The 26,828-nt window shown below is 64.3% G+C and carries 22 protein-coding genes; 14 read left to right on the top strand and 8 right to left on the bottom strand.

Features of this window, described 5'->3' with window-relative positions; genetic code table 11:
- Positions 1 to 96 precede the first annotated feature (96 nt).
- From CSQ95_RS10315 to CSQ95_RS10290, 6 genes are read right to left on the bottom strand one after another with little or no spacing between them, the layout of a single operon-like run.
- Positions 97 to 1,614 (bottom strand): response regulator, encoded by a 1,518-nt coding sequence (locus CSQ95_RS10315; protein ID WP_099409544.1) that lies wholly within the window; start codon positions 1,612 to 1,614, stop codon positions 97 to 99.
- The gene (locus CSQ95_RS10310; protein WP_099409418.1) at positions 1,601 to 3,424 is read right to left on the bottom strand and encodes an ATP-binding protein; all 1,824 of its coding nucleotides are present in this window, start codon (positions 3,422 to 3,424) and stop codon (positions 1,601 to 1,603) included. The genes CSQ95_RS10315 and CSQ95_RS10310 overlap by 14 nt, the downstream gene beginning before the upstream one ends.
- The gene (locus CSQ95_RS10305; protein ID WP_257218013.1) at positions 3,421 to 4,515 is read right to left on the bottom strand and encodes an ATP-binding SpoIIE family protein phosphatase; all 1,095 of its coding nucleotides are present in this window, start codon (positions 4,513 to 4,515) and stop codon (positions 3,421 to 3,423) included. The genes CSQ95_RS10310 and CSQ95_RS10305 overlap by 4 nt, the downstream gene beginning before the upstream one ends.
- Positions 4,512 to 4,949 (bottom strand): ATP-binding protein, encoded by a 438-nt coding sequence (locus CSQ95_RS10300; protein ID WP_070310644.1) that lies wholly within the window; start codon positions 4,947 to 4,949, stop codon positions 4,512 to 4,514. The genes CSQ95_RS10305 and CSQ95_RS10300 overlap by 4 nt, the downstream gene beginning before the upstream one ends.
- A 10-nt stretch (positions 4,950 to 4,959) precedes the next feature.
- Entirely contained in the window at positions 4,960 to 5,322 is a 363-nt protein-coding gene (locus CSQ95_RS10295) for an STAS domain-containing protein (RefSeq protein ID WP_034785745.1), read from the bottom strand.
- A 7-nt stretch (positions 5,323 to 5,329) separates the two neighbouring features.
- A complete protein-coding gene (locus CSQ95_RS10290) occupies positions 5,330 to 6,208 on the bottom strand; it encodes an STAS domain-containing protein (RefSeq protein WP_257218012.1) in 879 nt (292 codons plus the stop codon).
- Between the two features lie 239 nt (positions 6,209 to 6,447).
- Here CSQ95_RS10290 and CSQ95_RS10285 point away from each other — a divergent pair, with 239 nt between their 5' ends.
- The 4 genes from CSQ95_RS10285 to CSQ95_RS10270 all read left to right on the top strand — a co-directional run bounded on the left by CSQ95_RS10285 (position 6,448) and on the right by CSQ95_RS10270 (position 10,193).
- Complete coding sequence (locus CSQ95_RS10285) at positions 6,448 to 6,861, top strand: hemerythrin domain-containing protein (RefSeq protein ID WP_099409416.1); 414 nt, start codon at positions 6,448 to 6,450, stop codon at positions 6,859 to 6,861.
- A gap of 34 nt (positions 6,862 to 6,895) precedes the next feature.
- Positions 6,896 to 8,077, top strand: a complete 1,182-nt coding sequence (hmpA, locus tag CSQ95_RS10280; RefSeq protein WP_099409415.1) for an NO-inducible flavohemoprotein — start codon at positions 6,896 to 6,898, stop codon at positions 8,075 to 8,077.
- Positions 8,078 to 8,205: 128 nt separating this feature from the next.
- Positions 8,206 to 8,514 carry a DUF485 domain-containing protein gene (locus CSQ95_RS10275; protein ID WP_099409414.1) on the top strand — a complete coding sequence of 103 codons (309 nt, stop codon included), beginning with the start codon at positions 8,206 to 8,208 and terminating at the stop codon, positions 8,512 to 8,514.
- Entirely contained in the window at positions 8,511 to 10,193 is a 1,683-nt protein-coding gene (locus CSQ95_RS10270) for a cation acetate symporter (protein WP_180279014.1), read from the top strand. Before CSQ95_RS10275 ends, CSQ95_RS10270 begins: the two co-directional genes overlap by 4 nt.
- Positions 10,194 to 10,261: 68 nt before the next feature.
- On the opposite strand, the gene CSQ95_RS10265 is transcribed toward CSQ95_RS10270, so the two are convergent.
- Positions 10,262 to 10,717 carry an Rrf2 family transcriptional regulator gene (locus tag CSQ95_RS10265; protein ID WP_070291511.1) on the bottom strand — a complete coding sequence of 152 codons (456 nt, stop codon included), beginning with the start codon at positions 10,715 to 10,717 and terminating at the stop codon, positions 10,262 to 10,264.
- A 341-nt stretch (positions 10,718 to 11,058) separates the two neighbouring features.
- Here CSQ95_RS10265 and ppc point away from each other — a divergent pair, with 341 nt between their 5' ends.
- From ppc to CSQ95_RS10210, 9 genes are all read left to right on the top strand, one after another.
- Positions 11,059 to 13,812 carry a phosphoenolpyruvate carboxylase gene (gene ppc, locus CSQ95_RS10255; RefSeq protein ID WP_218963597.1) on the top strand — a complete coding sequence of 918 codons (2,754 nt, stop codon included), beginning with the start codon at positions 11,059 to 11,061 and terminating at the stop codon, positions 13,810 to 13,812.
- 120 nt (positions 13,813 to 13,932) lie between these two features.
- Positions 13,933 to 14,943, top strand: a complete 1,011-nt coding sequence (gene gap / locus CSQ95_RS10250; protein WP_099409412.1) for a type I glyceraldehyde-3-phosphate dehydrogenase — start codon at positions 13,933 to 13,935, stop codon at positions 14,941 to 14,943.
- A gap of 90 nt (positions 14,944 to 15,033) precedes the next feature.
- Positions 15,034 to 16,494 carry a pyruvate kinase gene (gene pyk, locus CSQ95_RS10245; protein ID WP_175444767.1) on the top strand — a complete coding sequence of 487 codons (1,461 nt, stop codon included), beginning with the start codon at positions 15,034 to 15,036 and terminating at the stop codon, positions 16,492 to 16,494.
- A gap of 392 nt (positions 16,495 to 16,886) precedes the next feature.
- Positions 16,887 to 17,369, top strand: coding sequence for a DUF3617 family protein (locus CSQ95_RS10235; protein WP_099409411.1), 483 nt, complete (start codon positions 16,887 to 16,889; stop codon positions 17,367 to 17,369).
- A 135-nt stretch (positions 17,370 to 17,504) separates the two neighbouring features.
- On the top strand, positions 17,505 to 18,011 hold the full coding sequence (locus CSQ95_RS10230) for a sigma-70 family RNA polymerase sigma factor (protein WP_099409410.1): 507 nt from the start codon (positions 17,505 to 17,507) through the stop codon (positions 18,009 to 18,011).
- A complete protein-coding gene (locus CSQ95_RS10225) occupies positions 18,008 to 18,985 on the top strand; it encodes a FecR domain-containing protein (RefSeq protein ID WP_099409409.1) in 978 nt (325 codons plus the stop codon). Before CSQ95_RS10230 ends, CSQ95_RS10225 begins: the two co-directional genes overlap by 4 nt.
- Before the next feature lie 221 nt (positions 18,986 to 19,206).
- The gene (locus CSQ95_RS10220) at positions 19,207 to 21,666 is read left to right on the top strand and encodes a TonB-dependent receptor (protein ID WP_257218011.1); all 2,460 of its coding nucleotides are present in this window, start codon (positions 19,207 to 19,209) and stop codon (positions 21,664 to 21,666) included.
- A 75-nt stretch (positions 21,667 to 21,741) separates the two neighbouring features.
- Complete coding sequence (locus CSQ95_RS10215; protein WP_070218459.1) at positions 21,742 to 22,110, top strand: hypothetical protein; 369 nt, start codon at positions 21,742 to 21,744, stop codon at positions 22,108 to 22,110.
- Entirely contained in the window at positions 22,107 to 22,763 is a 657-nt protein-coding gene (locus CSQ95_RS10210) for a hypothetical protein (RefSeq protein ID WP_143449935.1), read from the top strand. Before CSQ95_RS10215 ends, CSQ95_RS10210 begins: the two co-directional genes overlap by 4 nt.
- A 105-nt stretch (positions 22,764 to 22,868) precedes the next feature.
- On the opposite strand, the gene CSQ95_RS29045 is transcribed toward CSQ95_RS10210, so the two are convergent.
- Entirely contained in the window at positions 22,869 to 23,093 is a 225-nt protein-coding gene (locus CSQ95_RS29045) for a hypothetical protein (protein WP_143449934.1), read from the bottom strand.
- Between the two features lie 27 nt (positions 23,094 to 23,120).
- On the opposite strand from CSQ95_RS29045, the gene CSQ95_RS10205 reads away from it, so the two are divergent.
- On the top strand, positions 23,121 to 26,828 hold the full coding sequence (locus CSQ95_RS10205; RefSeq protein ID WP_099409406.1) for a PAS domain S-box protein: 3,708 nt from the start codon (positions 23,121 to 23,123) through the stop codon (positions 26,826 to 26,828).

Here is a 26,828-nt window from a genome sequence, read left to right as displayed (position 1 = left end):
ACCCGGCGCGGCGGATGCGATGCGGCGCCATCGCCGGCCGCCGATTATAGCCGACGCCTCGGCAACCGGCAGCCGGCCACCCCGCTCATGCTGCGCTCATGGCGTGATATGCAGCCCCAGCATGGCCAGCTTGCCGAAATCGACAGGCTTGGCGAAGTGCTCGTTGAACCCGGCCTGCAGGGCCGCCTGGCGGTCGTGTTCCTGGCCATAGCCGGTCAGCGCCACGAGCTGGAATTGCTGCGGTATCGGCAGCTGGCGCAGCTTGCCGGCCACGTCGTAGCCGCTCATGTCGGGCAGGCCGATGTCGAGAAAGACGATGTCGGGCTTGAATTCCAGGGTGCGCTCGGTCGCTTGCGCGCCCGTGTAAGCCGTGCGCACCGTGTGGCCGTACATTTCCAGCAATTCGGCCAGGGTATCGGCCGCATCGCAGTTGTCGTCGACCACGAGGATGCGCTGGCTGCCGCCGCTGGCCTCCTCGCGCGCCGGCGCGGCGGCGGCCACGGGCACGTTGGCGTCGAGGGGCAGCATCACTTCGAAGGTGCTGCCCAGTCCCACGCCGGGGCTATGCACGCTGACCTGGCCGCCGTGCAAGGTCACCAGGTTGCGCACCAGCGACAGGCCGATGCCCAGGCCGTCCTGCACCCGGTCGGGCGAATGGCCGCTCTGCTCGAACAGGCCGAAGATGCTGTCGATGCTGGCGGCGGCGATGCCGATGCCGTTGTCGCTCAGGCGGATGCGCACGTTGTCGCCTTCGCGCGCGGCGGAAATGGCGATGCGCCCGCCCGGCGCCGTGAACTTGGCCGCGTTGAGCAGCAGGTTGGCGACGATCTGCGACAGGCGCACGGCGTCGCCGCAGACCCACAGTTCTTCCTTGGGCAGATGCACGTCGAGCGCATGACCGCGCGCCTCGATGCTGTGCGAACTCGTTTCCAGCGCGCTGCGGATGACGCTGGGCAGGCTCACGCTTTCCCATTGCAGCGAGATCTTGCCCTGCGAAATGCGCGACACGTCGAGCAGGTCGTCCACCAGGCGCACCAGGTGGTCCGTATGGCGGCCGATGGTGCGGCGCGCATTGTCCTGCACGGCCGGCACGACGGGGTCGAGCTTGCACAGCAGGGCCAGCGCCGTGCGGATGGGGCCCAGCGGATTGCGCAATTCGTGGGCCAGGGTGGCCAGGAATTCATCCTTGCGGCGGTCCACGTCGCGCAGCGCGCGCTCGACCCGGCCCAGGCGCAGCAGCGCCTTGACGTTGGCGATCAGTTCATCGGCCTCGATCGGTTCGACCAGGTAATTGTCGGCGCCGCCATCGAGGGCGCGGATCTTGTCGGCCGTGCCGATGCACGAGGCAGACGTCTGCAGCACCAGAATGGTGTTCGTCTCGGCACCGCCCTTCAGTTGGCGGCACACTTCCAGGCCGTTGATGTCGGGCAGCTTGACGTCGAGCAGGATCAGGTTAGGGCGGTCCTGGCGCGCGCGCAGCAGTGCGTCGCCCCCGTTCGAGGCTTCGATGACTTTGAAGCCGGCGCGTTTGAGGATGCGCGATTTGGCGTAGCGTGCGCCATCGCTGTCATCGACGTTCAGGATCAGAGCATCGCTGTTGTTATCCGGTAGCATGCGCATTGTCCCAGGTGGTTGTGCCTTGCGGCGGAACCGGCTCTTGCCGGTGATGTTGGTTGCCGATCAGCGCGCGCAGGGTCGCCAGCAATTGCTGGCGCGACAGCGGCTTGACGTAATAGGCATCGGCGCCCAGGGCCAGTCCCTTGCGCACGTCGTCGATCTCGGTGGCGACGATGACGGGCACCTGGCGCCGCAGCGGGTCGTTTTTCAGTTCGGCCAGCCAGTGCCAGGCCGTTTCGCCGTGCAGCAGGATGTCGAGGATGACGGCGGCGGGTCGCTGCTGTTCCCAGCGTTCCTGCGCCTCGCGCACGCTGCGCGCGGGGACGACGCGAAATTCGCTGCCGGCCAAAAATTTTTCATACAGCAGGCGCACGGGCGGATTGTCTTCCACCACCAGCACGCCGATGCGCTGGTCGTTGCCATTGTCGTTGGCCGGCGCGCTCGGCGGCAGGCTGCCTTCGGGCGCATGGTAGCTGGTGGGCAGGACCACGGAAAACAGCGAACCGTGGCCCGGCGTGCTGTCCACGGACACCGTGCCATTGAGCAGGGTGGCCAGGTTGCGGCACAGGGGCAGGCCCAGACCCGTGCCCTTGACCTTGCGCTGCATGTGGTTTTCCACCTGGCTGAATTCCTCGAAGATCAGCTGCACGTCTTCGGCATCGATGCCCAGGCCCGTGTCGGAGACGGAAAAGCGGATGGCGTCCTGCTCCGGCAAGGGCGTGGCGCTGACGACGATGGCACCCGCCTCCGTGAACTTGAGCGCGTTGGAGATGAAGTTGCGCAGGATTTGCGACAGCTTGCCTTCATCCGTATGGATCTGCAGCGCCGGGTCGGGGTCGATGAAGGTGAGCGTGAGCGTATCGGACACCAGCAGCGGTCGCAGCATGCCGCGCAGGGCGCTGAACAGGTCGGCCACCTGGAAGCTGTTGGCGTGCACGTCGACCTTGCCCGCTTCGATCTTGGCCAGGTCCAGCAGGTCGTTCACCAGGTCGCTCAGGCTGACGGCGCTTTGCAGGATGAACAGCACCTGCTTTTCCTGTTCCTCCGACAGTTCGCCGTCGATGCGGTCGAGCAGCAGCTTGGACAGGGCGCGGATGGAGCTGAGCGGGGTGCGGAATTCATGGCTCATGTTCGACAGGAAGCGCGACTTCATCTGGTCGGCGCGGCGCAGGTGGTCGGCTTTTTCATCGAGTTCCGCGAACAGCGCCACTACGCCCCGGTTGGTGTCTTCCAGTTCGCGCGTCAGTTGCAGCAAATCGTCCTGGCGCGTCTTCAGTTCGGCCAGGGTGCTCAGCAGTTCGCGGTTCTGCTGCTGCACCTCGGACAGCGTGATATCCGACGGCAGCGCCTGCAGGCTGCCGGACAGGGCGCCGATGCTTTGCCCGTCGAGCAGGGGCGCGTCGCGCGGGAACAGCTTGTGCAGCGTGATTTGCGTGCCGTCGCCGGGCGCGCTGTGGATATGGCAGTGGTCCATCAGGCGCTGCGCGCCCAGGATGCCCAGGCCCATGCCCGTAGGCGAGCGGTAGGTGCCGGCCAGTATCCGGTCGAGCTGCGCGATGCCGGGACCCTGGTCCTCGATGCGGATGCTGAGCACCTGCGGCGCCGTCTGGCCATCGATGGCGAAATGCACCTTGCCGCTGCCCGCGTAGTTGTAGACGTTGCGCGCCAGTTCCGACACGGCCGTGGCGATGCGCACCTGGTCCTGCACGCCGAAGCCGCACAGGGCGGCGATCTGCCGCGCGCGCTGGCGCGCCCCCACCACATCGAGTTCGCTGCCGATATGGGCTGTCAATATGCGTTGCGTCATGCCCCACCTGTCCTTTCTGCTGTTTCTGCTGTTACAGCCTGATGTTCCTCATGTTCGCGCAGCACCACCACCGTAACGTCGTCGCGCCCGCGCGAAAAATCGCGGTACAGCACGGCGGCGATCAGGCTGGGGTGGCATTGCGCCAGGCCCGGATACTGTTCCAGGTCCCAGCGCGTGTGCAAGCCGTCCGAGTGCATGATCAGGGTGGTGCCCAGCTGCCACGGATAGCAGAATTCCTGCACCTTGCGCAGATTGCTGCCGACGATGCCGTTATGCGACAGCAAATGCCGGCGCTGCTGCGCGTCGAAGGCGCAGGCGGCGATGTTGCCCACGCCGGCATAGCGCAATTCGCGGCGCGCGCTGTCGATATGCGCCACCGCCATGGCCGCGCCGCGCGTGGTGCGCAGCGCGCCGTGGGCCAGTTCGATGAAGGGGGCGGGCAGGGGCGGCAGGCCGGGCGTGTCGTGTTCCAGCAGGGCGCTGGCGCGCTCCGACGCGCGCGCCGCCAGCGGTCCGTGGCCCAGGCCATCGGCCACCATCAGGCTCAGTTCATGGCCTTCGCACACGACGTTCCACGCGTCGCCGCACACTTGTTCCGAGGCCAGCGGCAGGCACACGGCGCCGATGCGCCAGTTCGGATGGGCGGGAATGGCGCTGCTGGCGTTGGGTCCCCATACCACCATCATCAGCACCGTGCCCTTGCCGGGCCCCGTGTACAGGTCGAATTCCTGGCTCAGGCGGCGTATGGCGCCCAGCCCCACGCCGTAGGTGCCCGTGGTGGAATGGCCATCCTGCATGTGCTGGCGCACATTGGCCATGCCGGGACCGTTGTCGATGGCCAGCACTTCGATGCCGCTGGTGCCGCCGCGCAGCACCTTGCGCAGCAGGATCTCGCCGCGCTGCGCATGCTTGACGATATTGGTGGCCGCCTCGCTGATGATGATGGCCAGCTGGCCCGTGCGCACGTCGTCGAAGCCGATGCGGCGCGCCAGTTCGTTGCCGGCGCGGCGGGCCGCGGCGATCTCGCTCGGTTCGCCGATGGGAAAACTTCTTTGCCTGAGAATGTCAGGCTGTGGTTCCTGGTGGTTCAAAACAGCTTCCATTTCGCGATGGTGACGGTGGTGCCCGCGCCGGGCGCCGTGTCGATGTGAAATGCGTCGGCCAGGCGCTTGGCGCCGCCCAGCCCCAGTCCCAGCCCGCCGCCGCTGGTATAGCCATCGGTCAGCGCCAGGGGAATATCGTCAATGCCCGGTCCCGCGTCGACAAAGCGCAGTTCCAGTCCCTGGCGCGCGCCATCGCAGACGCGCGCGATGCGCGCTTCGCCGCCGCCGCCGTAGCGCAGGGTGTTGCGCGCCAGTTCGCTGGCCGCCGTGATGATCTTGGTCTGTTCGATCAGGCCAAAACCCATGGCGACCATGCTGTCGCGCACCTGCTTGCGCAAGCGCACGACGTCTTCGTCGTTATGCAGGGGCAGGATCTGTTGCGCCCCCGGCTGCGCCCGCTCCTGTGCCTGCGCGCCTAGCATGGCGCCCCCGTCATGCGCATGCGCCGCCCCGTTCCAGCAGCTTGATTCCCAGCTCCACGTTGAGCGCCGTGCTCACGCCTTCCAGGGTCAGCCCCAGTTCCACCAGGGTGATGGCGACGGCCGGCTGCATGCCGACGACGACGGTGCGCGCGTCGAGGATTTTCGCCATCGCCGCCGTGTTGCTGATCATGCGGCCGATGAAGGAGTCGACGATGTCGAGCGCGGAAATGTCGATCAGCACGCCCGTGGCGCGGTCCGTCACGATGCGGGTGGTCAGGTCGTCCTGCAGGGTCATCGCCAGGCGGTCATGCATGTCCACCTGTATCGTCACCAGCAACAGCCGGCCCATGCGTAAAATGGGGATTCTTTCCATAGGCGCCTCAGTGTTGTTGCTGCTGGTAGGTGATGCTGGAACCCGTGCGTTTCAGGGCCACGACGAAGGCGTCGGCCAGGGTGGCCTTGGTCATCACGTCTTCTAGGTTGACGCCCAGGTGCACGATGGTTTGCGCGATCTGCGGGCGGATGCCGCTGATGATGCAGTCGGCGCCCATCAGGCGCGCGGCGGCGATGGTCTTCAGGAGGTGCTGCGCCACCAGGGTGTCGACGGTGGGCACGCCCGTGATGTCGATGATGGCGATCAGGGCGCCCGTATCGACGATCTTTTGCAGCAGGCTTTCCATCACCACCTGCGTGCGGGCGCTGTCGAGGGTGCCGATCAGGGGCAGGGCCAGCACGTTTTGCCACAGCTGCACCACGGGCGTGGACAGCTCCAGCAATTCCTGCTGCTGGCGCAATATCACCTGTTCGCGCGCCTTCTGGTAGACGGCGATGGTCAGCAGGCCCAGCTCGTCGAACAATTTGCTGGTGCTGACGATGGCGTCGCCCAGCTGCTCCGGCTGCGCCGTGATTGCCTTGCGCAGGTAGGCGAACAGCGGTTCCTTGAGGGCGAACATGAAGCTGGCCGTGTCGATCGGTGAATAGCCCTGGCGCACGCGCGACTGCGATATTTCGGCGAGCAGCTGGCGCGTGTCGTCCCAGGCGCCGCCTTCGATGTCGAACGAGTCGCCGCTTTCCAGCGCGCCCGCCAGCAGCGGCAAGAATTGCGATGCCTGCTGGCGCAGCTCGTTTTCGGCGATCTTGTCGCGCCGCACCAGGCGGGCGATCAGGCCGGCCGTCCAGCCATCCAGCAGTTCCGTGTGGTGTTCGTTGATGATGCCGGCCAGTTGTTGCGCCTGGCCCATGCCCGTCTTGATGTTCATGCTGATCCTTCGCTGGAGTGGAGGGTGCGGCACGGCCGCAAACGGGCACGCGCTGTGATGAATAAATTATAGGCAGACATGGCCGTAGCTTGTGTTCTGTGCCGCACATAGTGGCGCATGTCGATGCACATTCCTGGCGGAAACATTGACGTCTTCACCTGGACTATTAAAGATGTATTTGATTTGCATGTTTAAGGGGATTCCGCTACACTGGCAGCACTCAACAAGAGAATCACGCCATGAATATCGACAAATTCAAACAGCAGCACCTGGCCATCTTGGCCGCCATCGATGACTTGCGCCGGCTGGCGCGCGGCGGCGTTGCCGCGCAGGCGCAGGCCATCGCCGAACAGATCGTCGCCATGAGCGGCTTGATCAAGCTGCACCTGGCCGTCGAGCAGCGCTACCTGTATCCGGCCGCGCAGGCGTCCGGCGTGGCCACGGTGGCCCAGCTGGGGCGCCAGTACGAACACGAGATGCACGGCATCGCCGGCGCCTATCTCGATTTCGCCGGCCGCTGGAATACGCCCGTGCGCCTGGCAGCCGAGCCGGAAGCCTTCCGCAGCGAAGCCAATACCGTGCTGCATGCACTGTTCCAGCGCATGCGCCGCGAAGACCACGATCTTTATCCCGCCATCGAATCACTGGCCTGAAAACCGCCTGCTCATCTATCTAAAGGAATTCCACATGCTGACCCAAGAACAACGCGCCATCATCACGGCCACCGTCCCCATCCTCGAGCAGGGCGGCGAAGCGCTGACCCGTCATTTTTACAAGAATCTGTTCCGCGACCATCCCGAAGTGCTGCCGTACTTTAACCAGGCGCACCAGCACAGCGGCGACCAGCAGCGCGCGCTGGCCAATGGCGTGCTGATGTATGCCAAACATATCGATCAGCTTGCCGCGCTGGGCGACCTGGTGGCCACCATCGTCAACAAGCACGTGGCCCTGCAGATCCGCGCCGAGCACTATCCGCTGGTGGGCGCCAGCCTGCTGCAGGCGATCCGTGAAGTGTTGGGCGAAGAGGTGGCCAGCGACGCCGTCATCGACGCCTGGGGCGCGGCCTACGGCCAGCTGGCCGATATCCTGGCCGGTGAGGAAGGGCGCATCTACAAGGCGCAAGCGGCCGCGCCGGGCGGATGGAGCGGCGCACGCGACTTTACCGTGCGCAGCAAGACGGTGGAAAGCGGCGAGATCACGTCCTTCCTGCTGGCGCCCGCCAATGGCCAGCCCGTGCTCGACTTTGCGCCGGGTCAATACATCGGCGTGCTGGTCAACGTCGATGGCGTGCCCATGCGCCGCCAGTACTCGTTGTCCGCCGCCAGCAATGGCCAGACCTACCGCATCAGCGTCAAGCGCGAAGAGGGCGGCAAGGTGTCGAATTTCTTCCATGACCACGTGCAGGCGGGCGACACGGTGCAGCTGACGCCGCCCTCGGGCGACTTCGTCCTGACCGAGAGCGACAAGCCGCTGGTGCTGATCAGCGGCGGCGTGGGCATCACGCCGACCCTGGCCATGCTGACCGCGGCCCTGCGCGGCACGCGTCCCGTGCATTTCATCCACGCGGCGCGCCACCACGGCGTGCATGCATTCCGCGCGCAGATCGACGAACTGGCCGCGCAGCACCCGCAGCTGCAGCGCTATTACTGCTACGCGGAACATGTCGGCGAGCAAGATGCCCCGGACGCCGTCGGCTTGCTGAATAAAGAGCAGTTGAATCGCTGGCTGCCGGCCTCGCGCGACGTCGACGCCTACTTCCTGGGGCCGCAGCCGTTCATGCGGGCCGTCAAGCAATACCTGCGCGAACTGGGCGTGCCGGAACGGCAGACGCACCATGAATTCTTCGGACCGGCAGCCGCCTTGAACTGATTTCTACTGCCTTGTGTTGCCCCTGCGAGAAAAAACCGCCGCCGTAAGGGGCGGGTAAGCCTCGCGCCGTATCGTGAGTGCAAGCTCGAAAAGAAAAGAGCAGTTTTTTACATAACGGAGGCAACACCATGCATGACGATCTGGTACAAAAACTCAAGACCGACCCCAATTATCATCGGCTGGTCAAGGTGCGCTCGCGCTTCGGCTGGGCCCTGACGGGCCTGATGATGCTGGTGTACTACGGCTACATCCTGCTCATCGCGTTCGACAAGGAATTTCTTGCTGCCAAAACGGGCACGGGCGTGATGACCTGGGGCATGCCGATCGGCCTGTTCGTCATCGTGTTTACCGTGGTGATCACGGGCATCTACGTGCGCCGCGCCAACAAGCAATTCGACGACCTGACCAGCGCCATCCAGGCACGGGTGCAGGCATGAGCGCCGCCAAGCATGCGCTGCGCGGCGTGGCCGGCCTGATCGCGCTGGCCTTGCTGGGGGCCAGCAATGCCGCGTTCGCAGCCGGCGCCGACCTGGGCCAGGCAGTCAAGCAGCCGACCAACTGGACGGCGATCATCATGTTCGCCGTCTTCGTCATCTTTACCCTGTTCGTCACCAAATGGGCGGCCAAGAAGACCAAGTCGGCTTCCGATTTCTACACGGCGGGCGGCGGCATCACGGGCTTCCAGAACGGCCTGGCCATCGCGGGCGACTATATGTCGGCCGCATCGTTTCTCGGCATTTCCGCCGCTGTTTTTTTGAACGGCTATGACGGCCTGATCTACGCCATCGGCTTTCTCGTCGGCTGGCCCGTCATCACCTTTTTGATGGCCGAGCGCCTGCGCAACCTGGGCCGCTACACGTTTGCCGACGTGGCCGCCTACCGCTTCAAGCAGGCGCCGATCCGTATTTTCTCGGCCTCCGGCACCCTCGTCGTGGTGGCGTTTTACCTGATCGCGCAGATGGTGGGCGCGGGCCAGCTGATCAAGCTGCTGTTCGGCCTCGAATACTGGATCGCCGTCGTCCTGGTCGGTACCTTGATGATGATCTACGTGCTGTTCGGCGGCATGACGGCCACCACCTGGGTGCAGATCATCAAGGCCGTGATGCTGCTGGGCGGCGCTACCTTCATGGCCGTGGCCGTGCTGGCGCAGTTCAACTTCAGCCCGGAAGCGCTGTTCGCCAAGTCCGTGGACGTGCATGCCACCAAGGAAGCCATCATGGGCCCCGGTTCCTTCATCAAGGACCCGATCTCGGCCATCTCGTTCGGCATGGCGCTGATGTTCGGTACGGCAGGCCTGCCGCACATCCTGATGCGTTTCTTCACGGTGCCGAGCGCCAAGGAAGCGCGCAAGTCCGTGTTCTGGGCCACCACCTGGATCGCCTATTTCTACATTCTGACCTTCATCATCGGCTTTGGCGCCATCGTGCTGGTCAGCACCAATCCCGAGTTCAAGGATGCGGCCGGCAAATTGCTGGGTGGTAACAACATGGCGGCCGTGCACCTGGCCAAGGCCGTGGGCGGCAACGTCTTCCTGGGCTTCATGTCGGCGGTCGCGTTTGCCACCATCCTGGCCGTCGTGGCCGGTCTGACCCTGTCGGGCGCATCGGCTGTGTCGCACGACCTGTATGCCACCGTCATCAAGAAGGGCAAGGCCACGGGCGCCAACGAATTGAAGGTGTCGCGCGTAACGACGATCGTGCTGGGCATCATCGCCGTGGTGCTGGGCATCGCCTTTGAAAAGCAGAACATCGCCTTCATGGTCTCGCTGGCCTTCGCCATTGCCGCTTCGGCCAACTTCCCCGTCCTGTTCATGTCGGTGCTGTGGAAAGACTGCACCACGCGGGGCGCCACCATCGGCGGCTTCCTGGGCTTGATCACGGCCGTCGCCCTGACGGTGGTGTCGAAGTCCGTGTGGGTCGACGTGCTCGGTCATGGCGAAGCGCTGTTCCCGTACGCTTCGCCGGCGCTGTTCTCGATGACGGCGGGCTTCGTCGGCATCTGGCTGTTCTCGGTGCTCGACAAGAGCCCGCGCGCGCGCATCGACCGCGCCGGCTACGAAGCGCAGCAAATGCGTTCGGAAACGGGCATCGGCGCGGCAGGCGCCAGCGCGCATTGATGTTTTTTAGGTAGCTACTGCAGGAAACAATGCCCGGTTCGCCGGGCATTGTTGTTTGTGGCACGCGCTTATTTGGCCACGCGCAGGGGAATCACCCCCGCCGCCAGCGCCGGCGCGCCCGGCGTCGCTTCGAGTATCGATGCCAGGGTCACCGTGTCAAGCACGGCCAGGAAGGCTGCCGTGGCCTGGCCCAGCTTGGCTTTCAGCAGGCAATCGGGCGTCAGCGGGCAGGTGTTGTTTTCCTTGTTAAAACATTCCGCCATAAAAAAGTCATTTTCCGTTTCGCGTACGACGGTGCCGATATTGATCTCGGCCGGGTCGCGCGCCAGGCGCAGGCCGCCATTCCTCCCACGCACGGTTTCCACGATGCCCGACAGGCCCAGCTGGTGCACCACCTTCATCAGGTGATTCTTGGAAATAGCATGCAGGTCGGCGATGTCCTGGATGGTGACAAGGCGGTCGCGGTGCACGCCCAGGTACATCAGGGTGCGCAGGGTGTAGTCAGTGTAGGCAGTCAGTCGCATGGGCATCGTTCATAAGATGTGGATTACATCCTTGTTTCATCCGCAGCATACAGGAGAGCGCCGGCCCTGTGTGTTGCGCCGTCACTTTTGATCCTCGAAAGACAAAAGTTGATTGCCTTTCGCTTAAATGCGTAGTAAATTTTCATATTGTTGCCCTGGTAAATAGCTTGCAGGCCCTTGTCGGCCCTTTGAGCATGGATTTTATTGATGAAAATCAAGAGGATGGTGAAGCAATAAGGTAAATTTACTACAAAAATCGGATGATGGGCGTTTCCCGGCCGGGAAGCGCGTACTACGCAATCTGTGCGGTGCCGCCGTGGCCGCCCCAGGAAATACATACCATGCAAATGAATGAAGTGAAAGACGAGCTGCTGAGCAGCGATATCCGCCAGCTGGGCCGTCTGCTGGGCGACGCCATCCGCAACCACCTGGGCGACCCCGCCTTCGAGCGCATCGAACATGTGCGCCAGCTGGCCATTCGTTTTCGCCGCGACAATGATGAAGCGGCGCGCGCGCAGCTGTCGGACGCGCTGCAAGCGCTGTCGCAGGAAGAAACCACGCAATTGACGCGCGCCTTCAGCTATTTCTCGCTGCTGGCTAACATTGCGGAAGATCAACACCATATCCGCCGCACGCGCGCCCATTTGATCGCCGGTTCGCCGCCGCGCCAGGGCAGTCTCAGCCATGCCGTCGGCAACGTGTTTGACGCGGGCAAGGCCGATGCGCTGGAAACGTTCTTTGAAGATGCGTTTGTTAGCCCCGTGTTCACGGCGCACCCGACGGAAGTGCAGCGCAAGAGCATCCAGAATTGCCAGATGGCCATCGCGCGCCTGTTGAGTGAGCGCGACCGTGTGCAAATGACACCGGAAGAATCGGAGCAGAACGAAGAAGCGCTGGGCCGCGGCATCGTGACCCTGTGGCAAACGCGACTGTTGCGCACGAGCAAGCTGTCCGTCATGGATGAAGTAGCCAACGGCCTGTCGTTCTACGACCACACGATCTTGCGCGAATTGCCGAAACTGTATTCCTCGCTGGAAACCATGCTGGCCCAGCGCGATGCCCGTTGGGAAGATGCGGAATTGCCTAATTTCATGAAAGTCGGCAGCTGGATAGGCGGCGACCGCGACGGCAATCCCTTCGTCACGGCCGACATCCTGCGCAGCACCCTGCAGACGCAAGCCGACAAGGTGCTCGACTTTTACCTCGGCGAATTGCGCAAGCTCGCTTCGCAACTGTCGCTGGCGCAAATCCTGAACGCCTGCAGCGAGCCGCTGCGCGCGCTGGCCGAGCGCTCGGCCGATGCGTCGCCGCACCGGGTCGACGAACCGTACCGCCGCGCCCTGCATGGCATCCATGCGCGCCTCGATGCGACGCGCGTGGTGCTCTCTGGCAAGGGCAAGCAAGCGGACGGCGTGCAGCCATATGCTGCGGCCGCCGAGCTGCTGGCCGACCTGGACGTGGTCCAGCATTCGCTCGTCAGCAATGGCTTGCGCGCGCTGGCACGGGGCCGTTTGCGCCAGCTGCGCCGCGCCGTCAAGGTCTTCGGCTTTTCGCTGGCGCCGCTGGACTTGCGCCAGAATTCCGATGTGCACGAGCGCGTCGTGGGCGAACTGTTCGCCGGCGCCCAGCCGGGCCTCGTCTACCTGGACCTCGATGAAGAGCAGCGCATCAGCTTGCTGCTGGCCGAGCTGGAGTCGCCACGCCTGCTGACGTCGCCGTATGCGCAGTATTCGGAAGAAACGACGTCCGAACTCGACATCTTCCGCGCCGTGCGCCAAGCCCACGTCAAATATGGCAAGGAATCGGTGCCGAACTGCATCATCTCGAAGGCTGCCAGCGTGTCGGACTTGCTGGAAGTGGCCTTGCTGCTGAAAGAAGTGGGTTTGCTGCGCCAGGACAGCCGCGAAGTGGACGTTAACATCATTCCCCTGTTCGAAACCATTGACGACTTGCGCGCCGGCCCCGCCATCATGGCGCGCGCCTTCGGCTTGCCGTTTTACCGGGGCTTGCTGGCGTCGCGCGCGGACCAGCAGGAAGTCATGCTCGGTTATTCCGACAGCAACAAGGACGGCGGCTTCTTGACCTCCGGCTGGGAACTCTACAAGGCCGAGATCGAGCTGGTGACGGTGTTCAAGGAATATCAGATCAAGCTGCGTTTGTTCCACGGCCGCGGCGGTTCCGTCGGACGCGGCGGCGGCCCCAGCTACGAAGCCATCCTGGCCCAGCCGGCAGGTGCCGTGCAGGGGCAGATCCGTTTGACGGAGCAGGGCGAAGTTATCACGGCCAAGTATGCGAACCCGGAAGTAGGGCGCCGCAACCTGGAAGTGCTGGTGGCCGCCACCATCCAGTCGACCCTGCTGCCGCAGGCGCAGCTGCAGCCGAAGGCCTCGGCCGGCGCGGGCCACCTGGCCGCGATGGAAGAGCTGTCCGGCACGGCCCTGAACGCCTACCGCGACCTCGTCTACGGCACGGACGGCTTCGAACAGTACTTCTGGGAATCGACGGTGATCGCGGAGATTGCCGCGCTGAACATCGGCAGCCGTCCCGCCTCGCGCAAGAAATCGACCTCGATCGAGGATTTGCGCGCCATTCCCTGGGTGTTGAGCTGGGCGCAATGCCGCTTGATGCTGCCGGGCTGGTTCGGTTTTGGTTCCGCCGTGCAAGCCTACCTGGCCGCCCATCCCACCTGCGGGGCGGACGTGCTGCGCGGCATGTACACGGACTGGCCCTTCTTCACTTCCCTGCTGTCGAACATGGATATGGTGCTGGCCAAGAGCGACATCGCCATCGCCGGCAAGTATGCGGAGCTCGTCAAGGACAAGGCCCTGCGCGACGCCATCTTTACACGCATCCGCACCGAATACGCGGCCACACTGGACGCCTTGAAGCTGATCACGGGCCAGGAAGAGTTGCAGCAAGCCAACCCGCTGATGCAGCGCTCGATACGCAACCGTTTCCCCTACATCGACCCGCTCAACCACGTGCAGGTGGAGCTGCTGAAACGTTTCCGGGAAGGTAAGCAGGATGCTGCGGCGCGCACGGGGATTCATTTGTCGATCAATGGCATTGCGGCGGGCCTGCGCAACAGCGGTTAACTTTTAGGGGGCAGTCACTGCGTGATCGGAATACGCCCCACTGGAGCGTATTCCCCCGCCGGGTCTGACCCCAGCTTTGCGTTTGGGCTGGTTTTGAGTAGAAAACAACAAGGAGACAGCATGACCATCAAAGTTGCCATCAATGGCTATGGCCGCATCGGCCGCAACGTCTTGCGCGCGTTTTATGAAGGCGGCAAGCAGCAGGATATCGAAATCGTCGCCATCAACGACCTGGGCGACGCCAAGTCGAATGCGCATTTGACGCGCTACGACACGGTGCACGGCAAGTTTCCCGGCGTCGTCACCATCGACGGCGAGAACATGCTCGTCAACGGCGACCGCATCCGCGTCTTCGCGCAGCGCGACCCGGCCCTGATACCGTGGGGGGAACTCGGCGTGGACGTCGTGCTCGAATGCACGGGTTTCTTCACGACCAAGGAAAAAGCCTCGGCGCATTTGAAGGGCGGGGCAAAGAAAGTCATCATTTCCGCGCCGGGCGGCAAGGACGTGGACGCCACCATCGTGTTCGGCGTCAACCAGCATGTCTTGAAGGCATCGGACACAGTGATTTCGAATGCTTCGTGCACGACGAATTGCCTCGCGCCATTAGTCAAACCCCTCAACGACGCCATCGGCATCGAATCGGGCCTGATGACCACCGTGCATGCCTACACGAACGACCAGGTGCTGTCCGACGTGATGCATGAAGACTTGCGCCGCGCCCGTTCGGCCACGCATTCGATGATCCCCACCAAGACGGGTGCGGCCGCCGCTGTCGGCCTGGTCTTGCCGGAACTCAATGGCAAGCTCGATGGTTTCGCCATCCGCGTGCCGACCATCAACGTCTCCTTGGTCGATCTGTCCTTCATCGCCAAGCGCGATACCACGGTGGAAGAGGTGAATGCCTTGCTGAAAGCGGCGTCGGAAGGCGCCCTGAAAGGCATCCTCACGTACCAGACGGAACCGCTCGTTTCCATCGACTTCAACCACAACCCGGCTTCGTCGAACTTCGATGCGACCTTGACCAAGGTTTCGGGCCGCCTCGTGAAAGTGTCGTCGTGGTACGACAACGAGTGGGGCTTCTCGAACCGCATGCTCGACACCACGGTCGCCCTGATGGCGGCCAAGTAACAAGAATCAGCGCTGATCCAGCGCACCAGGACGGCCGGCCCACAAGGCCGGCCCTTGCAGCAGCACGAACTTTATAGAAAGCAGCACACCATGACCATGCAAGTACAACAACGCGCCACCAAGATCGTTTCCACCATCGGCCCCGCTTCGAACGATATCGATACCCTGGTCCGCATGTTCAAGGCCGGCGTCGACGTCGTGCGCCTGAACTTCTCGCATGGCAAGGCGCAAGACCATATCGACCGCGCCCGCATGGTGCGCGAAGCGGCAGCGCTGTGCGGCCGCGAAGTGGCCATCATGGCCGACTTGCAAGGCCCGAAGATTCGCGTCGGCAAGTTTGAAGAAGGCAAGATTTTCCTGGAAAACGGCGCCAAGTTCATCCTCGACGCGAAATGGGGCGAAAACGGCGAACTGGGCAACATCGAGCGCTGCGGCCTCGACTACAAGGAATTGCCGCGCGACTTGCGCGCTGCCGACGTATTGTTGCTCAACGATGGCCTCATCGTCCTGACGGTGGACAAGGTCGTCGGCAGCGAAATCCACACGACCGTGAAAATCGGCGGCGAATTGTCGAACAACAAGGGCATCAACCGCCAGGGCGGCGGCTTGTCCGCGCCAGCCCTGACGGCGAAAGACATGGAAGACGTCAAGACGGCGATGAGCTTCCAAGCCGATTACGTGGCCGTGTCCTTCCCGAAAAACGCCACGGACATGGTGATGGCGCGCCAGCTGGCCAATATCGCCGGCGAAGCGTGGGACCACAAGCCGATGATGATCGCCAAGATCGAACGGGCGGAAGCCATTCCAGCGCTGCAGGAAATCCTCGATGCTTCCGACGGCATCATGGTGGCGCGCGGCGACCTGGCCGTCGAAGTGGGCAATGCGGCCGTGCCGGCCTTGCAAAAGCGCATGATCAAGATGGCGCGCGCGTCCAACAAGCTGGCGATCACGGCCACGCAGATGATGGAATCGATGATCGTCAACGCCGTGCCGACGCGCGCGGAAGTGTCCGACGTGGCCAACGCCGTGCTCGATGGCACGGATGCCGTCATGACGTCGGCGGAAACGGCGTCGGGCCGCTATCCGATCGAAACGGTGGAAGCGATGGCCGCCATCTGCCTGGACGCGGAAAAGTGGGATACCTGCAAGCTCGATGCCGATTTCCTCAACGCCACGTTCTCGCGCATCGACCAGTCGATCGCCTACGGCGCGCTATTTACAGCCCACCACCTGCGCGTGAAAGCGATCGCCACCCTGACGGAATCGGGTTCCACAGCCCTGTGGATGAGCCGTTGCAACATCGACATCCCCATCGTGGCCCTGACCCCGAGCGTGGGCACGCGCCGCAAGCTGGCCCTGTACCGCAACGTCAGCACCCTGGAACTGACGTCCGGCACGGACCGCGACAAGGTCTTGCAGCAGGCGGAAGATTTGTTGGTGGAACACAAAGTCGTGACCAAGGGCGACACCGTCGTGCTGACCTGGGGCGAGCCGATGGGCAAGGTCGGCGGCACGAATGCGTTGAAGATCATGAAGATCGGTCAGCACTGATCGTCTCGCCCGCCGCCAGTTGCCTGCAGCCTTAAGAACGGCTGAAAAAGAGGCCGCTGGCCGCCAGGCGCAATGGCAGACGCCAAATCTGCCATTGCGATGCCCGCGTTTCCGTGTCAGCATGGTTCTCCTGCCTTGCAAGGCGCATCCGGAGTGCATGATGACTGAATACTTGCCTGCCTTGATCTGGTCGCTGTCGGCTTTCGTTTGCCTCTTCATTGCCAAGCGCCGCTCCTTGAAAACTACGGCTGTCAGGGCCATCCTGGTGGTGCTCCTGGGGCCGTTTGCCATTCCCTTCGTATTGGCAGCCAGGCCCGGGATGCACGGCTAAGCGTGCGGCCTGCGTGCGTTCCTCTTTGCTATATTTAAACTTTTAGCCAAAAGGAATGCCCATGAAACGCAGCGCGACACTGCTCCTGACGATGATCCTTCCCCTGTGCGCAGCCACGTCCGCCTCGGCGGCGGAACCGGCGCAGCGTTTGCAGCGCGCCACGGGGCTGTGGAAGGTGACGCCCGCCACCTCGCCGTTTTCCTGGGAAATCTGCGTTGATCAGCAACGCGACCGCCTGATCGACGACGACTTGTGGAGCGATTTCGAGCAGGAATGCCAGATCGCGTCGCAAAGCCGCCAGGGCGACAGCTATACTTTCCAGTCCAGCTGTCCTGGCGCCAAGCTGGCGGGCAGTTTCAAGGGCGACCTGGCCAAGGCTTATACCCTGACCGCCGATACCACTATCGAACTGAACGGCAAGACCGAGGTGCAACGCACGGAACTGGCGGGCGTATTCCTCGGTGCCTGTCCCGCCGGGTTGGCGCCGGGTGCGAAGAAAATGCGCGGCGGCATGGTCATGAAGAGCTTGTATCTCAGCCGCTAAGAGCCGGCAACCGCGCTGAAACAACGGTTTCCATCGATAGGCAGGCGCCGGCATTGACGCCGGAGGCCAGGATTTGTGATAATGAGAATTATTATCAATTAGTCGCGCCTTGCCTTGCGCGCATTGGAGTCCCGAGTGAACATTGCGCAGTCCAGCGAGTCGATAGCAGGCATCTACAGCAGCCACCACGGCTGGCTGATGCGCTGGCTGCGCGCCAAGCTGCAGTGCGCCGACTATGCGGCCGACCTGGCGCAGGATACCTTCGTGCGCCTGCTGACGGCGCCGCCCGAGAGCCGGCACAGCCTGCGCGAACCGCGCGCCTATCTCACCACCGTGGCGCAGCGCCTGCTGATCGACCATTACCGGCGCCTGTCGCTGGAGCAGGCGTGGCTGGAAACCCTGGCGCAGCAGCCTGAATTGCTGATGCAGTCGCCGGAAGAGCGTTTGCTGGTATTGGAAGCCTTGCAGCGCATCGATGCCATGCTCGACGGTTTGCCGCCGCTGGTGCGCAACGCCTTCCTGCTGGCGCATGTCGATGGCCTCGCTTATGGAGAAATCGCCCGTCGCCTGGGCGTGAGCGAGCGCAGCATCAAGCGTTACATGGTGCAGGCGTTCGAGCGCTGCATCCTCTTGATCCTGTGAACGCCAGCACGGCTGCCATCGACCCGCGCGCCGCCCGCGCGGCGGCGCAATGGCTGGTGCGCTTGCACGGGGGGCCTTTGAACGTTGACGAACAGCAAGCCTTCCAGGCCTGGCGCACCAGCGATCCCGCGCACGAAGCTGCCTGGAAACGGGCCGAGCTCGTGTGCGGCACCCTGGCCAGCGTGCCGCCGGTGCTGCGCCAGGCGGCGGACGGGGCGCCGCAGTCGCCGCAGCGGCGTGCCGTGCTCTATGGCCTTGCCGGGCTGATCGTGGCCGGACCGGCACTGTGGCTGGCCAGCCAGTCGGCGCCGTGGCAAGCGTGGCGCGCGGCCATCCGCACGGCCAGGGGCGAAATCCGCCACATGACATTACCCGATGGCACGCAACTGGTACTCAATACGGACACGGCCATCGACGTGCGCTTTGACGGCGCCGCGCGGCTGGTGGTTTTGCATGTCGGGGAAATCCACGTCGCTACGGCGCACGACGGGGCCGTGCCGGCGCGCCCGTTCCTCGTGCGCAGCAGCAATGGCGTCGTGCGCTCGCTCGGTACGCACTTCAGCGTGCGCCAGGGCGGCAGCGTGCTGGCGCCGCGTACGCAGGTGAGCGTCAGCGAGGGCGCCGTCGAGATTCGGCCAAGGGAAGCTTCCGACGCCTTGCGCAGGGTCGATGCGGGCCGGCAGGGCAGTTTTGACGACGCGGCCGTTTCCGCCTTGACGCCGCTGGCGCCGCATGCGGACGCCTGGCTGCGTGGCGTGCTGATCGCCGAGCGCATGCCGCTGGGCGAGGTGCTCGAACAGGTGGCCCGCTACCGCTATGGCGTGCTGCGCTGCGATCCGGCGCTCGCCGCCATGCCCGTGGACGGCATCTTCCAGTTGCACGACCCGGAGAACATCCTGCTCTTGCTGCAGCGCGCCTTGCCGATCCGGCTGGCGCGCCGCACGCGCTACTGGATCAGTGTCGAGGCGGCTTGAGCTTGTCGGCTTACGCGTGGCCTTGCCACGCTAAGCCGACCTACGCCTGTCGGGTATGGTAGGTCGGCTTAGCCCGCAGGGCGTAAGCCGACGTGCTCCAATTTACTTCTTGCCTGTCCCTTTTTGCAGATTGCTTCGTCATACAAGGTAGAGAACGAACAATCCGAACCATCGAAAGGGTTTACATGGCTTTGCAGCACCGCACGTTGACAGCAGCACGCATGACGCTCCATCCCACCACCGGCGCCGTGCGCGCCGCGCTGGTCTTGTTTCTCGCCGTGGGCGGCGCCGGCGCCACTTTGCCGCACTTGGCGCTGGCGGCCGAGGCCAGCCAGGCAGCCAGCACACGCGACTACAGCATTCCCGCCGGCAGCCTGCGCGATGCGCTGGCCTCGTTTGCCATCGCCGCCGGCGTGAACCTGTCCACGCAGGGCGTGGCGCTCGACGGCCTGGTGACGCCGGGCTTGCAGGGCCGTTATGGCGTCGCGGCCGGCTTGCAAACGTTGCTGCAAGGCAGCGGCCTCGAAGTGCTTGAAAACGGCAATGGCAATTACCTGTTGCGAAAAATCAAGACCAGCACGGCCGATGGCGGCCTGGCCAGCATGCCCGCCGTGGTCGTCAGCGCCGAGGCGGACCGCGCCACGGAAGGCACGGGTTTATATACGGCGCGCGCGATGTCGACGGCCACAGGCCTGAACCTGTCGCAACGCCACACGCCGCAAACGGTCAGCGTCATTTCGCGCCAGCAGATGGAAGATTTCGATTTGACCACCTTGCAGGACGTCGCGCGCGCCACGCCTGGCATCTATGGCAAGACCCAGGGCGTGTCCGACCAGGAAACCACGTATTTTGCCCGCGGTTTTGCCTTGAGCCACGTCAACGTCGATGGCTTGCCGCTCGATGTCACAGGTTTTAATGAGCGTAATGTTTCCGCCGACATGCTGATGTACGACCGGGTGGAAGTGGTGCGCGGCGCCACGGGTTTGATGGAAGGGGCGGGCGCGCCGTCGGGCAGCATCAACATGATACGCAAGCGCCCCACGGCCACGCCCCTGCTGAACGCGTCCGCTCACCTGGGCAGCTGGAAGGACCGGCAATTGACGGTGGACGCCAGCAATGCCTTGAACGCCTCGGGCAGCGTGCGCGGCAGGGTGGCGGCCAGCTGGCGCGACAGCGACAGTTTCGTCGACGTGGTCAACAACACCAATGGCACCGTGTATGCGATCGTCGAAGCGGACCTGACGCCGTCCACCACGGCCGGCATCGGCTTTTCGCGCCAGCACAGCCGCACCGATGGCGTCTTCGTCGGCTTGCCGACGTTTGCCGACGGCCGCCACATGGACTTGCCGCGCTCGACCTTCCTGAATAATGCCGACTCGTTCCAGAAACGCGACAACAACGTCGTCTTCGCCGACCTGGAAACCAGGCTGGAGAAGGGCTGGCGCAGCCGCTTTGCCATCACGCGCATCGATGCCTCGTCCAGCACGCGCAATACCACCAATAGCCGCATCGATGGCGAGATCTATCGCTTCGGCCAGTCGGAAACGGGCTGGAAGTACAACACGGATCAGGTGGTGGCTGACTGGCGCCTGAGCGGCCCCGTCACCTGGTTCGGCCGCCAGCACGACGTCATCGTCGGCGCCAGCTACCGCCACGACGATTCGGATGCGGGTCAGAGCTGGGAGGGCGCCGGGACGCGCGTGATCGACATCCGCCAGTGGAATCCCCATGCCTACCGCATGAACGGCGCGCCGTTCGAGCCGTACAACTGGGGCCGCAAGACGGATGAGAAGGGAATTTATGCGGCCGGCAACTTCAGTCTGGCCGATCCGCTGCGCCTGGTGCTGGGCGGGCGCTTCGGCTGGTATGCGCAGGACGTGACGGGCTGGTATGCCAGCAACCCCACGTGGCGGCGCGGCCTGACGGAAAACGCGAAATTTACGCCGTACGCGGGCCTCGTCTATGATGTGGATCAACATCACTCCCTGTACGCGAGCGGCACGCAGATATTCCAGCCTCAAAGCGTGCTCGATGTGGGCGGCAATACCTTGCCGCCGCTGAGCGGCACCAACCTGGAAGTGGGCGTCAAGGGCGAGTACTTCGGCGGCCGCCTCAATGCCGGCGGCGCCCTGTTCCGCATCAAGCAGAATAACCGCGCGATGGCCGATGAAGTCAATTGCCCCACGGGCGGCGCCATCTATTGCGCCCGCGCGGCCGGGCAGGTGCAGAGCGAAGGCGTCGATCTGCAATTGTCGGGTTCGCCACTGCCGGGCTGGCAGATCGCGGGCGGCTACACCTATGTGCTGGCCAAATATACGAAAGACAGCGTGGCGGCGAACATCGGCCAGCGCATCGCCACGGATGAGCCGAAGCAATTGTTCAAGCTGTACACGACTGTGCAGCTGCGCGGCAGCCTGGCGCGCTGGAATCTGGGCGGCTCCGTGTACGCGCAGGACAAGATCTACCGCCGCGACACGGGCTACCTGACGCAACAGGGCGGCTACGCCATCGTCGGCTTGACGGCCGGCTACCGCCTGAGCGAGCAGGTGCAGCTGCGCGTCAGCGTCGACAACGTGCTGGACCGCCGCTACCACCAGGGCCTCGGCTATGCGTGGTCGGGCGGGCTGGAACGCTACGGCGCGCCGCGCAGCGTGCTGCTGTCCCTGAACTACAAGCTGTAGGGGTGACGTCAGCGGAGCGCGCCCGGCCGGGCGCCTCTGCTACACTGCCGCCGTCTTCACTTTTACACGGTTCCCATGTCCGCCACGCCTGTCCTCACGCCCCTGAAAAGCGCTTTCCAGCAATCGCGCGCCGAGAATAACATCGAGCTGATCCTGCCCGAACTGCTGGCCGCGCAATTGCACGTCGTGATCGGCGGGCAGAGCGAGCAGATCGACCTGTTCCTCGTGCCGTCGCCGAATCCCGAGCGCCAGTGCGTGACGGTGGCGGAAGACCTGGCCTTCCTGGCCGGCATCAATTTTCCCAAGATTCCCGTCACGGGCGCGCAGCTGATCGCGTCGATTCCTCCCGAGATCGAGATCGTCATCCTGCACGGCGATGGTGCCAACTACCTGACGCGCGAACAGCTGGCGTGGTTCCGCGGCATGCTGGCGCCGACCGCTTGAGCGCAGCGCCGTCTCGCAAGCTCAAAGGGGCACGCGCCGAATGGATACGCTTTGCGCCGGCCGACGATGCAAGTTCCCAGGCAGCGATGATGGCCAATCTGCGTCCCGTGCTGTGGCGCAGCGTGCTGCTGGGCGGCTGCGCCCTGATCCTCGCCTTTGTCCTGCAAGCCGTCTGGCGCGACGTGCCATACGCGGGCGATGCGGTGCTGCTGCTCCTGCCGGCACTGGCCGCCTGGACCGTCGGCCTGGTCCTGCTGCCGGATCGCAATCTGTCCTTTGATGTCGAAATCAACGACGCCGGCCTGTTGCTGCGCCGGGTGGCGCGGCGTTTGCCTGGCCATGAGAAGGCGCTGCAGCTGGAACTGCGGCAGATACGCGCGCTCGAGGTAGTCGCCTACGCGGGCGCGGTAAATGTCTACCGGGGCGGGCCACCGATGGCGCGCCTGGAGCTGTTGCTGCACACGACCCTCGACGACTGCCCGCTGATTCGCGTGATTGGCATGGATCTGCCCGTGCCGCAGCGCTGGTCGTTGCGGCAGATCAAGGACGAGTTGAGCCGGCGTTGCAAACTGGCCGGTATTCCTGTCGCCGTGCGGGCCGGTCCCACCTATCAGGAATCTTCCGCGATACGCGCGAAGTGGCCGCCAGGCTGAGCGGCCGGGAATTGTCGCATCAGGGCTGTGGAATACTCTTCTTTTGACAACTATATTGCTGAAGTCCTATGAATATGTTCGCAAAGCAACTATACTCATGATTCTTTAAAAAATCATCGTCACGCTGGCGGCCAGATATCCGCGCCAGAGTTCGTACGCATTCCGCTTTTTCCCTCTGTAAAAAGCACCTTTCCCCCGCGCGGCAGGCGCGGGCGTGATGACCGAGCCTTGCCCTGGTCGACTGCTGCCGTTGTCATTTTCGCTGTGTTGCCGCTTTACTAAAAAGTCCGGCGCCGGCGCGCGGTGCGCCGTCATGTTTTGCGACGTCACGTTTCACTCTATTCGGTTCACGACAGTATGCTGAGTTCCATCTTTGCCGTATCGAACGATACCTTGCCGTACATCTATGGCACGCACAATGCCTGGCTGGTGTTGTTTTCTATCGGCATCGCCATTTTTGCCTCGTTCATGGCCTTGCAGATCGCCGGCATGGCGCGCAGCAGCGAGCGCGGCTTCCAGCGCCAGACGGCCATCATCACGGGCGCCATCGCGCTCGGCGGCGGCATCTGGTCGATGCACTTCATCGGCATGCTGGCCTTTGATATCTGCACGCGCGTGTCCTTCGCGCCCGGCCTGACCCTGCTGTCGATGCTGCCAGGCATGGCCGCTTCGTGGGTGGCGCTGCACCTGCTGGCGCGTCCGAGCATCAACTGGCGGCAATTGGTGGTCGGCGGCGTGCTCGTCGGAGTTGGGATCGGCTCCATGCATTACAGCGGCATGGCCGCCATGCAGACGTCGCTGGCCCTGCGCTACGAACCCTGGCTGTTTGTGCTCTCGCTGCTGGTGGCCGTCACCATGGCCATGCTGGCGCTGTGGGTGCGCTTCGGCCTGAACGCCATGCGTTTGCGGCTGGGGCCGCTGGCGTCCTTGTTTGCCAGCAGTGTCGTCATGGGGCTGGCTATTTCCGGCATGCATTACACGGGCATGCTGGCGGCGCGCTTTTCCGGCACGCCCACGGCGGGCGACAATACGATTACCGTGCAAGCCTCGTTCGTGGCCCTGGCCGTGGCCCTGATCACCGTCACGCTGACCGTCTTCGTGGCCGCCGCGAATGGCTTGCTGCGCTACCGCCAGCTGCTGCGCCACGCCAGCGCCAGCGAATCGCGCCTGCGCGCCATCGTCGACACGGCGGCCGATGGCCTCATTACCATCGATGGCCAGGGCAAGGTGCGCTCCTTCAATCCCGCCGCGGAAAGCCTGTTCGGCTGGCGCGAAGCGGAGATCGTCGGGCGCGACGCCAGCGTGCTGCTGCAACCGGCCGACGCGGCCGAATACGAGGGCTATCTGCGCGACTATCTGGAAACGGGCGCTTCGCGCATCCTCGACAGTGGACGCGAACTCGATGGCTGCCACAAGGACGGCACCGTGCTGCCCATGCGCGTGGCGATCGGCAAGATCGATACGCCGGGCCAGCCCCTGTTCGTGGCGTTTGTCACGGACATGCGCTCGTCGCGCAGCATGGAGCAGGCGCTCAAGGACAGCGAGCGCCAGTACCGTACCCTGATCCGCAATATTCCCGGCGTGTCCTTCCACTGCAGCTTCGCGCCCGAATGGAAGATGATTTTCATCAGCGACGCCGTCTTCAACCTGACGGGCTGGACGCCGCAGGACTTCATCGAAGGGCGGGTCAGGCTGTTCGACCTCGTGCATCCGGACGACCGCCAGCGCGTCAACGACACCTGTGTGCAGGCGGCCGGCGAAAAGCGCGACTTCGAGAACGTCTACCGCCTGATCCACCGCGACGGGCGCGAGCGCTGGGTGCGCGAAAGCAGCGGCCCCGTGCTCGACAACGACGGCGTGGTGCGCTGGATCGACGGCGTCATCCTCGACATCACGGAAAGCGAATTGCGCAACGCCGAATACGAAGGCAAGGTGACAGCCATCTCGCGCGCGACGGCCGTGGCGGAATTCGACCTGCAGGGGCGCATCCTGGCGGCCAATCAGAACTTCCTCGACCTGGTCGGCTACCAGCTCGACGACGTGCTGGGCCTGCACCACAGCATCTTCTGCGAACCCGCCCACGTGACCTCGCCCGACTACATCGCGTTCTGGCAGCACCTGGCGGGCGGCGAATTCAATACGGGCGAGTACAAGCGCATCGGCAAGGATGGCCGCGAAGTGTGGATACAGGCTTCGTACAATCCGATCTTCAACACGGACGGCAAGCCGTTCAAGGTGGTCAAGCTGGCCACCGACGTGAGCGAGCGGCGCGCCATGCAGGAAAACCTGCGCGCGGCGAAAGACCGCGCCGAGCTGGCCGCCGAATCGAAGACCAGCTTCCTGGCCAACATGAGCCATGAAATCCGCACGCCGATGAACGCCATCATCGGCTTTACGGAAGTGCTGCTGGGGACGGCCCTGGACAGCCTGCAGCGCCGCCACCTGGGCACCGTGCGCCAGTCGGCCCGTTCCCTGCTCGAACTGCTCAACGACATCCTCGACACGGCCAAGCTGGAAAAGGGCGCCACCGAGCTGGAACTGGTGGATTTTTCGCTGCCCGACCTGGTCGACCACGTGGCCGCGTCCCTGCGCGTCACGGCGCACGCGCGCGACCTGGTGCTGCATGTCGACGTCGATCCGGGCATGGGCCAGTTCTTCCTGGGCGACGCGCGCCGGGTGCAGCAGGTGCTGACGAATTTGATCGGCAACGCCGTCAAGTTCACGGAAGTGGGCCATGTGCGCGTGGCCGTCGGCATGCAGGGCGAGCAAGTGCATATCGCCGTGCACGACACGGGCATCGGCATTCCGGCCGACCGCCTGGACAAGATCTTCGCCCCATTTACGCAGGCCGATTCCTCGATGAGCCGCCGCTTTGGCGGCACGGGCCTGGGCACGACGATTTCGCTGCAGCTGGTCGAACTGATGAAAGGCACCATCACGGTGGAAAGCACCCTGGGCGTGGGCAGCGTGTTCCACGTGCTGCTGCCGCTGGCGCCGGGCAAGGCCGTGGCGCGCCGCAGCGAGCAGCCCGTGGCGGCTTTGCCGCCGCTGCGCATCCTGGCGGCAGACGACGTGCCGCAGAACGTGGAGCTGCTCCTGATCAGCCTGGGCGCGGCCGGCCACCAGGTGATCGCCGCCAGCGATGGCGAGAGCGCCGTGCGCGAGTTCAGCAAGGGCAGCTTCGACATCGTCCTGATGGACGTGCAGATGCCGCGCATGGATGGACTGGAAGCGACGCGCCTGATCCGCGTGTACGAGCGCGAGCAGGGCCTGAAGGCGACGCCCATCATCGCCCTGACGGCCAGCGTGCTGGAACAGGACCGCCGCGCCGCGCAGACGGCGGGCATGAACGGCTTTGCCTCGAAGCCGCTGGAAATGCACAAGCTGACGGCGGAAATCGCGCGCCTGCTCGATATCGCCGTGGCCATGCCGCCGCCGGCCGCCGGCGCGGCGGCGCGCGTGGCCGCCGGCCAGGTCGACTGGCAGCGCGGCATCGCCCTGTGGGGCGGCCGCGAAGCCTTGCAGCGGGCGATCGGCCGCTTCGTGCAGGCCAATGGCGACTGCGCCGCCATGCTGGCGGCGGAACTGGAACGCGGCGGAGGCAGCGTGGCCGGCCACCTGCTGCACCGTATCAAGGGCGCGGCGGGCAATTTGTGCCTGGTGCAGGTCGAAAGCCTGCTGGGACGCATCGAACAAGCGATCGCGCGCCAGCTGCCGGCCACCGAATTGCTGGTGCAGCTGGCCGCCGCCTTCATGGCGCTGGCCGGCGAACTGGAAGAGGTAAATATGCCGGCCGTGGCCATGGGCGCGACGCCCGCCGGCGCGCCCCTCGATGCGCCAGCTGCCGGCGTCTTACTGCGGCAAGCCATCGCCAGCCTGGAGGGCGGGCAGCTCGACGACGCCCTGATGGCGCAGATCGCCGCCATCCTGGCGCCGCACGGCCAGCAGCAGCGCCTGCAGGCGCTGGCCAGCGCCATCGACGACTTTGAATTTGCGCGCGCCGCGGGCGTGCTGCGCCAGCTGCTGGCGTGGCTGGAAGAACCTGCGCCTGCCGACCTTTCCTGA

It is taken from the genome of Janthinobacterium sp. BJB304 (genome assembly GCF_002735765.1).
In the GTDB taxonomy this organism is placed as follows: domain Bacteria; phylum Pseudomonadota; class Gammaproteobacteria; order Burkholderiales; family Burkholderiaceae_D; genus Janthinobacterium.
Note: the sequence above shows the minus strand (reverse complement) of the source record. Positions and strands in the feature narration are given on the sequence as shown.

What these genes read in the sequence shown, in the direction of transcription:
- gap (WP_099409412.1), top strand. Translation starts at nt 13,933, where the DNA reads ATGACCATCAAAGTTGCCATCAATGGCTATGGCCGCATCGGCCGCAAC.
- ppc (WP_218963597.1), top strand. Translation starts at nt 11,059, where the DNA reads ATGCAAATGAATGAAGTGAAAGACGAGCTGCTGAGCAGCGATATCCGC.
- CSQ95_RS10300 (WP_070310644.1), bottom strand. Translation starts at nt 4,949, where the DNA reads ATGCTAGGCGCGCAGGCACAGGAGCGGGCGCAGCCGGGGGCGCAACAG.
- CSQ95_RS10275 (WP_099409414.1), top strand. Translation starts at nt 8,206, where the DNA reads ATGCATGACGATCTGGTACAAAAACTCAAGACCGACCCCAATTATCAT.
- CSQ95_RS10290 (WP_257218012.1), bottom strand. Translation starts at nt 6,208, where the DNA reads ATGAACATCAAGACGGGCATGGGCCAGGCGCAACAACTGGCCGGCATC.
- CSQ95_RS10310 (WP_099409418.1), bottom strand. Translation starts at nt 3,424, where the DNA reads ATGACGCAACGCATATTGACAGCCCATATCGGCAGCGAACTCGATGTG.
- CSQ95_RS10285 (WP_099409416.1), top strand. Translation starts at nt 6,448, where the DNA reads ATGAATATCGACAAATTCAAACAGCAGCACCTGGCCATCTTGGCCGCC.
- hmpA (WP_099409415.1), top strand. Translation starts at nt 6,896, where the DNA reads ATGCTGACCCAAGAACAACGCGCCATCATCACGGCCACCGTCCCCATC.
- pyk (WP_175444767.1), top strand. Translation starts at nt 15,034, where the DNA reads ATGACCATGCAAGTACAACAACGCGCCACCAAGATCGTTTCCACCATC.
- CSQ95_RS10315 (WP_099409544.1), bottom strand. Translation starts at nt 1,614, where the DNA reads ATGCTACCGGATAACAACAGCGATGCTCTGATCCTGAACGTCGATGAC.
- CSQ95_RS10220 (WP_257218011.1), top strand. Translation starts at nt 19,207, where the DNA reads ATGACGCTCCATCCCACCACCGGCGCCGTGCGCGCCGCGCTGGTCTTG.
- CSQ95_RS10295 (WP_034785745.1), bottom strand. Translation starts at nt 5,322, where the DNA reads ATGGAAAGAATCCCCATTTTACGCATGGGCCGGCTGTTGCTGGTGACG.
- CSQ95_RS10215 (WP_070218459.1), top strand. Translation starts at nt 21,742, where the DNA reads ATGTCCGCCACGCCTGTCCTCACGCCCCTGAAAAGCGCTTTCCAGCAA.
- CSQ95_RS10235 (WP_099409411.1), top strand. Translation starts at nt 16,887, where the DNA reads ATGAAACGCAGCGCGACACTGCTCCTGACGATGATCCTTCCCCTGTGC.
- CSQ95_RS10270 (WP_180279014.1), top strand. Translation starts at nt 8,511, where the DNA reads ATGAGCGCCGCCAAGCATGCGCTGCGCGGCGTGGCCGGCCTGATCGCG.
- CSQ95_RS10205 (WP_099409406.1), top strand. Translation starts at nt 23,121, where the DNA reads ATGCTGAGTTCCATCTTTGCCGTATCGAACGATACCTTGCCGTACATC.
- CSQ95_RS10265 (WP_070291511.1), bottom strand. Translation starts at nt 10,717, where the DNA reads ATGCGACTGACTGCCTACACTGACTACACCCTGCGCACCCTGATGTAC.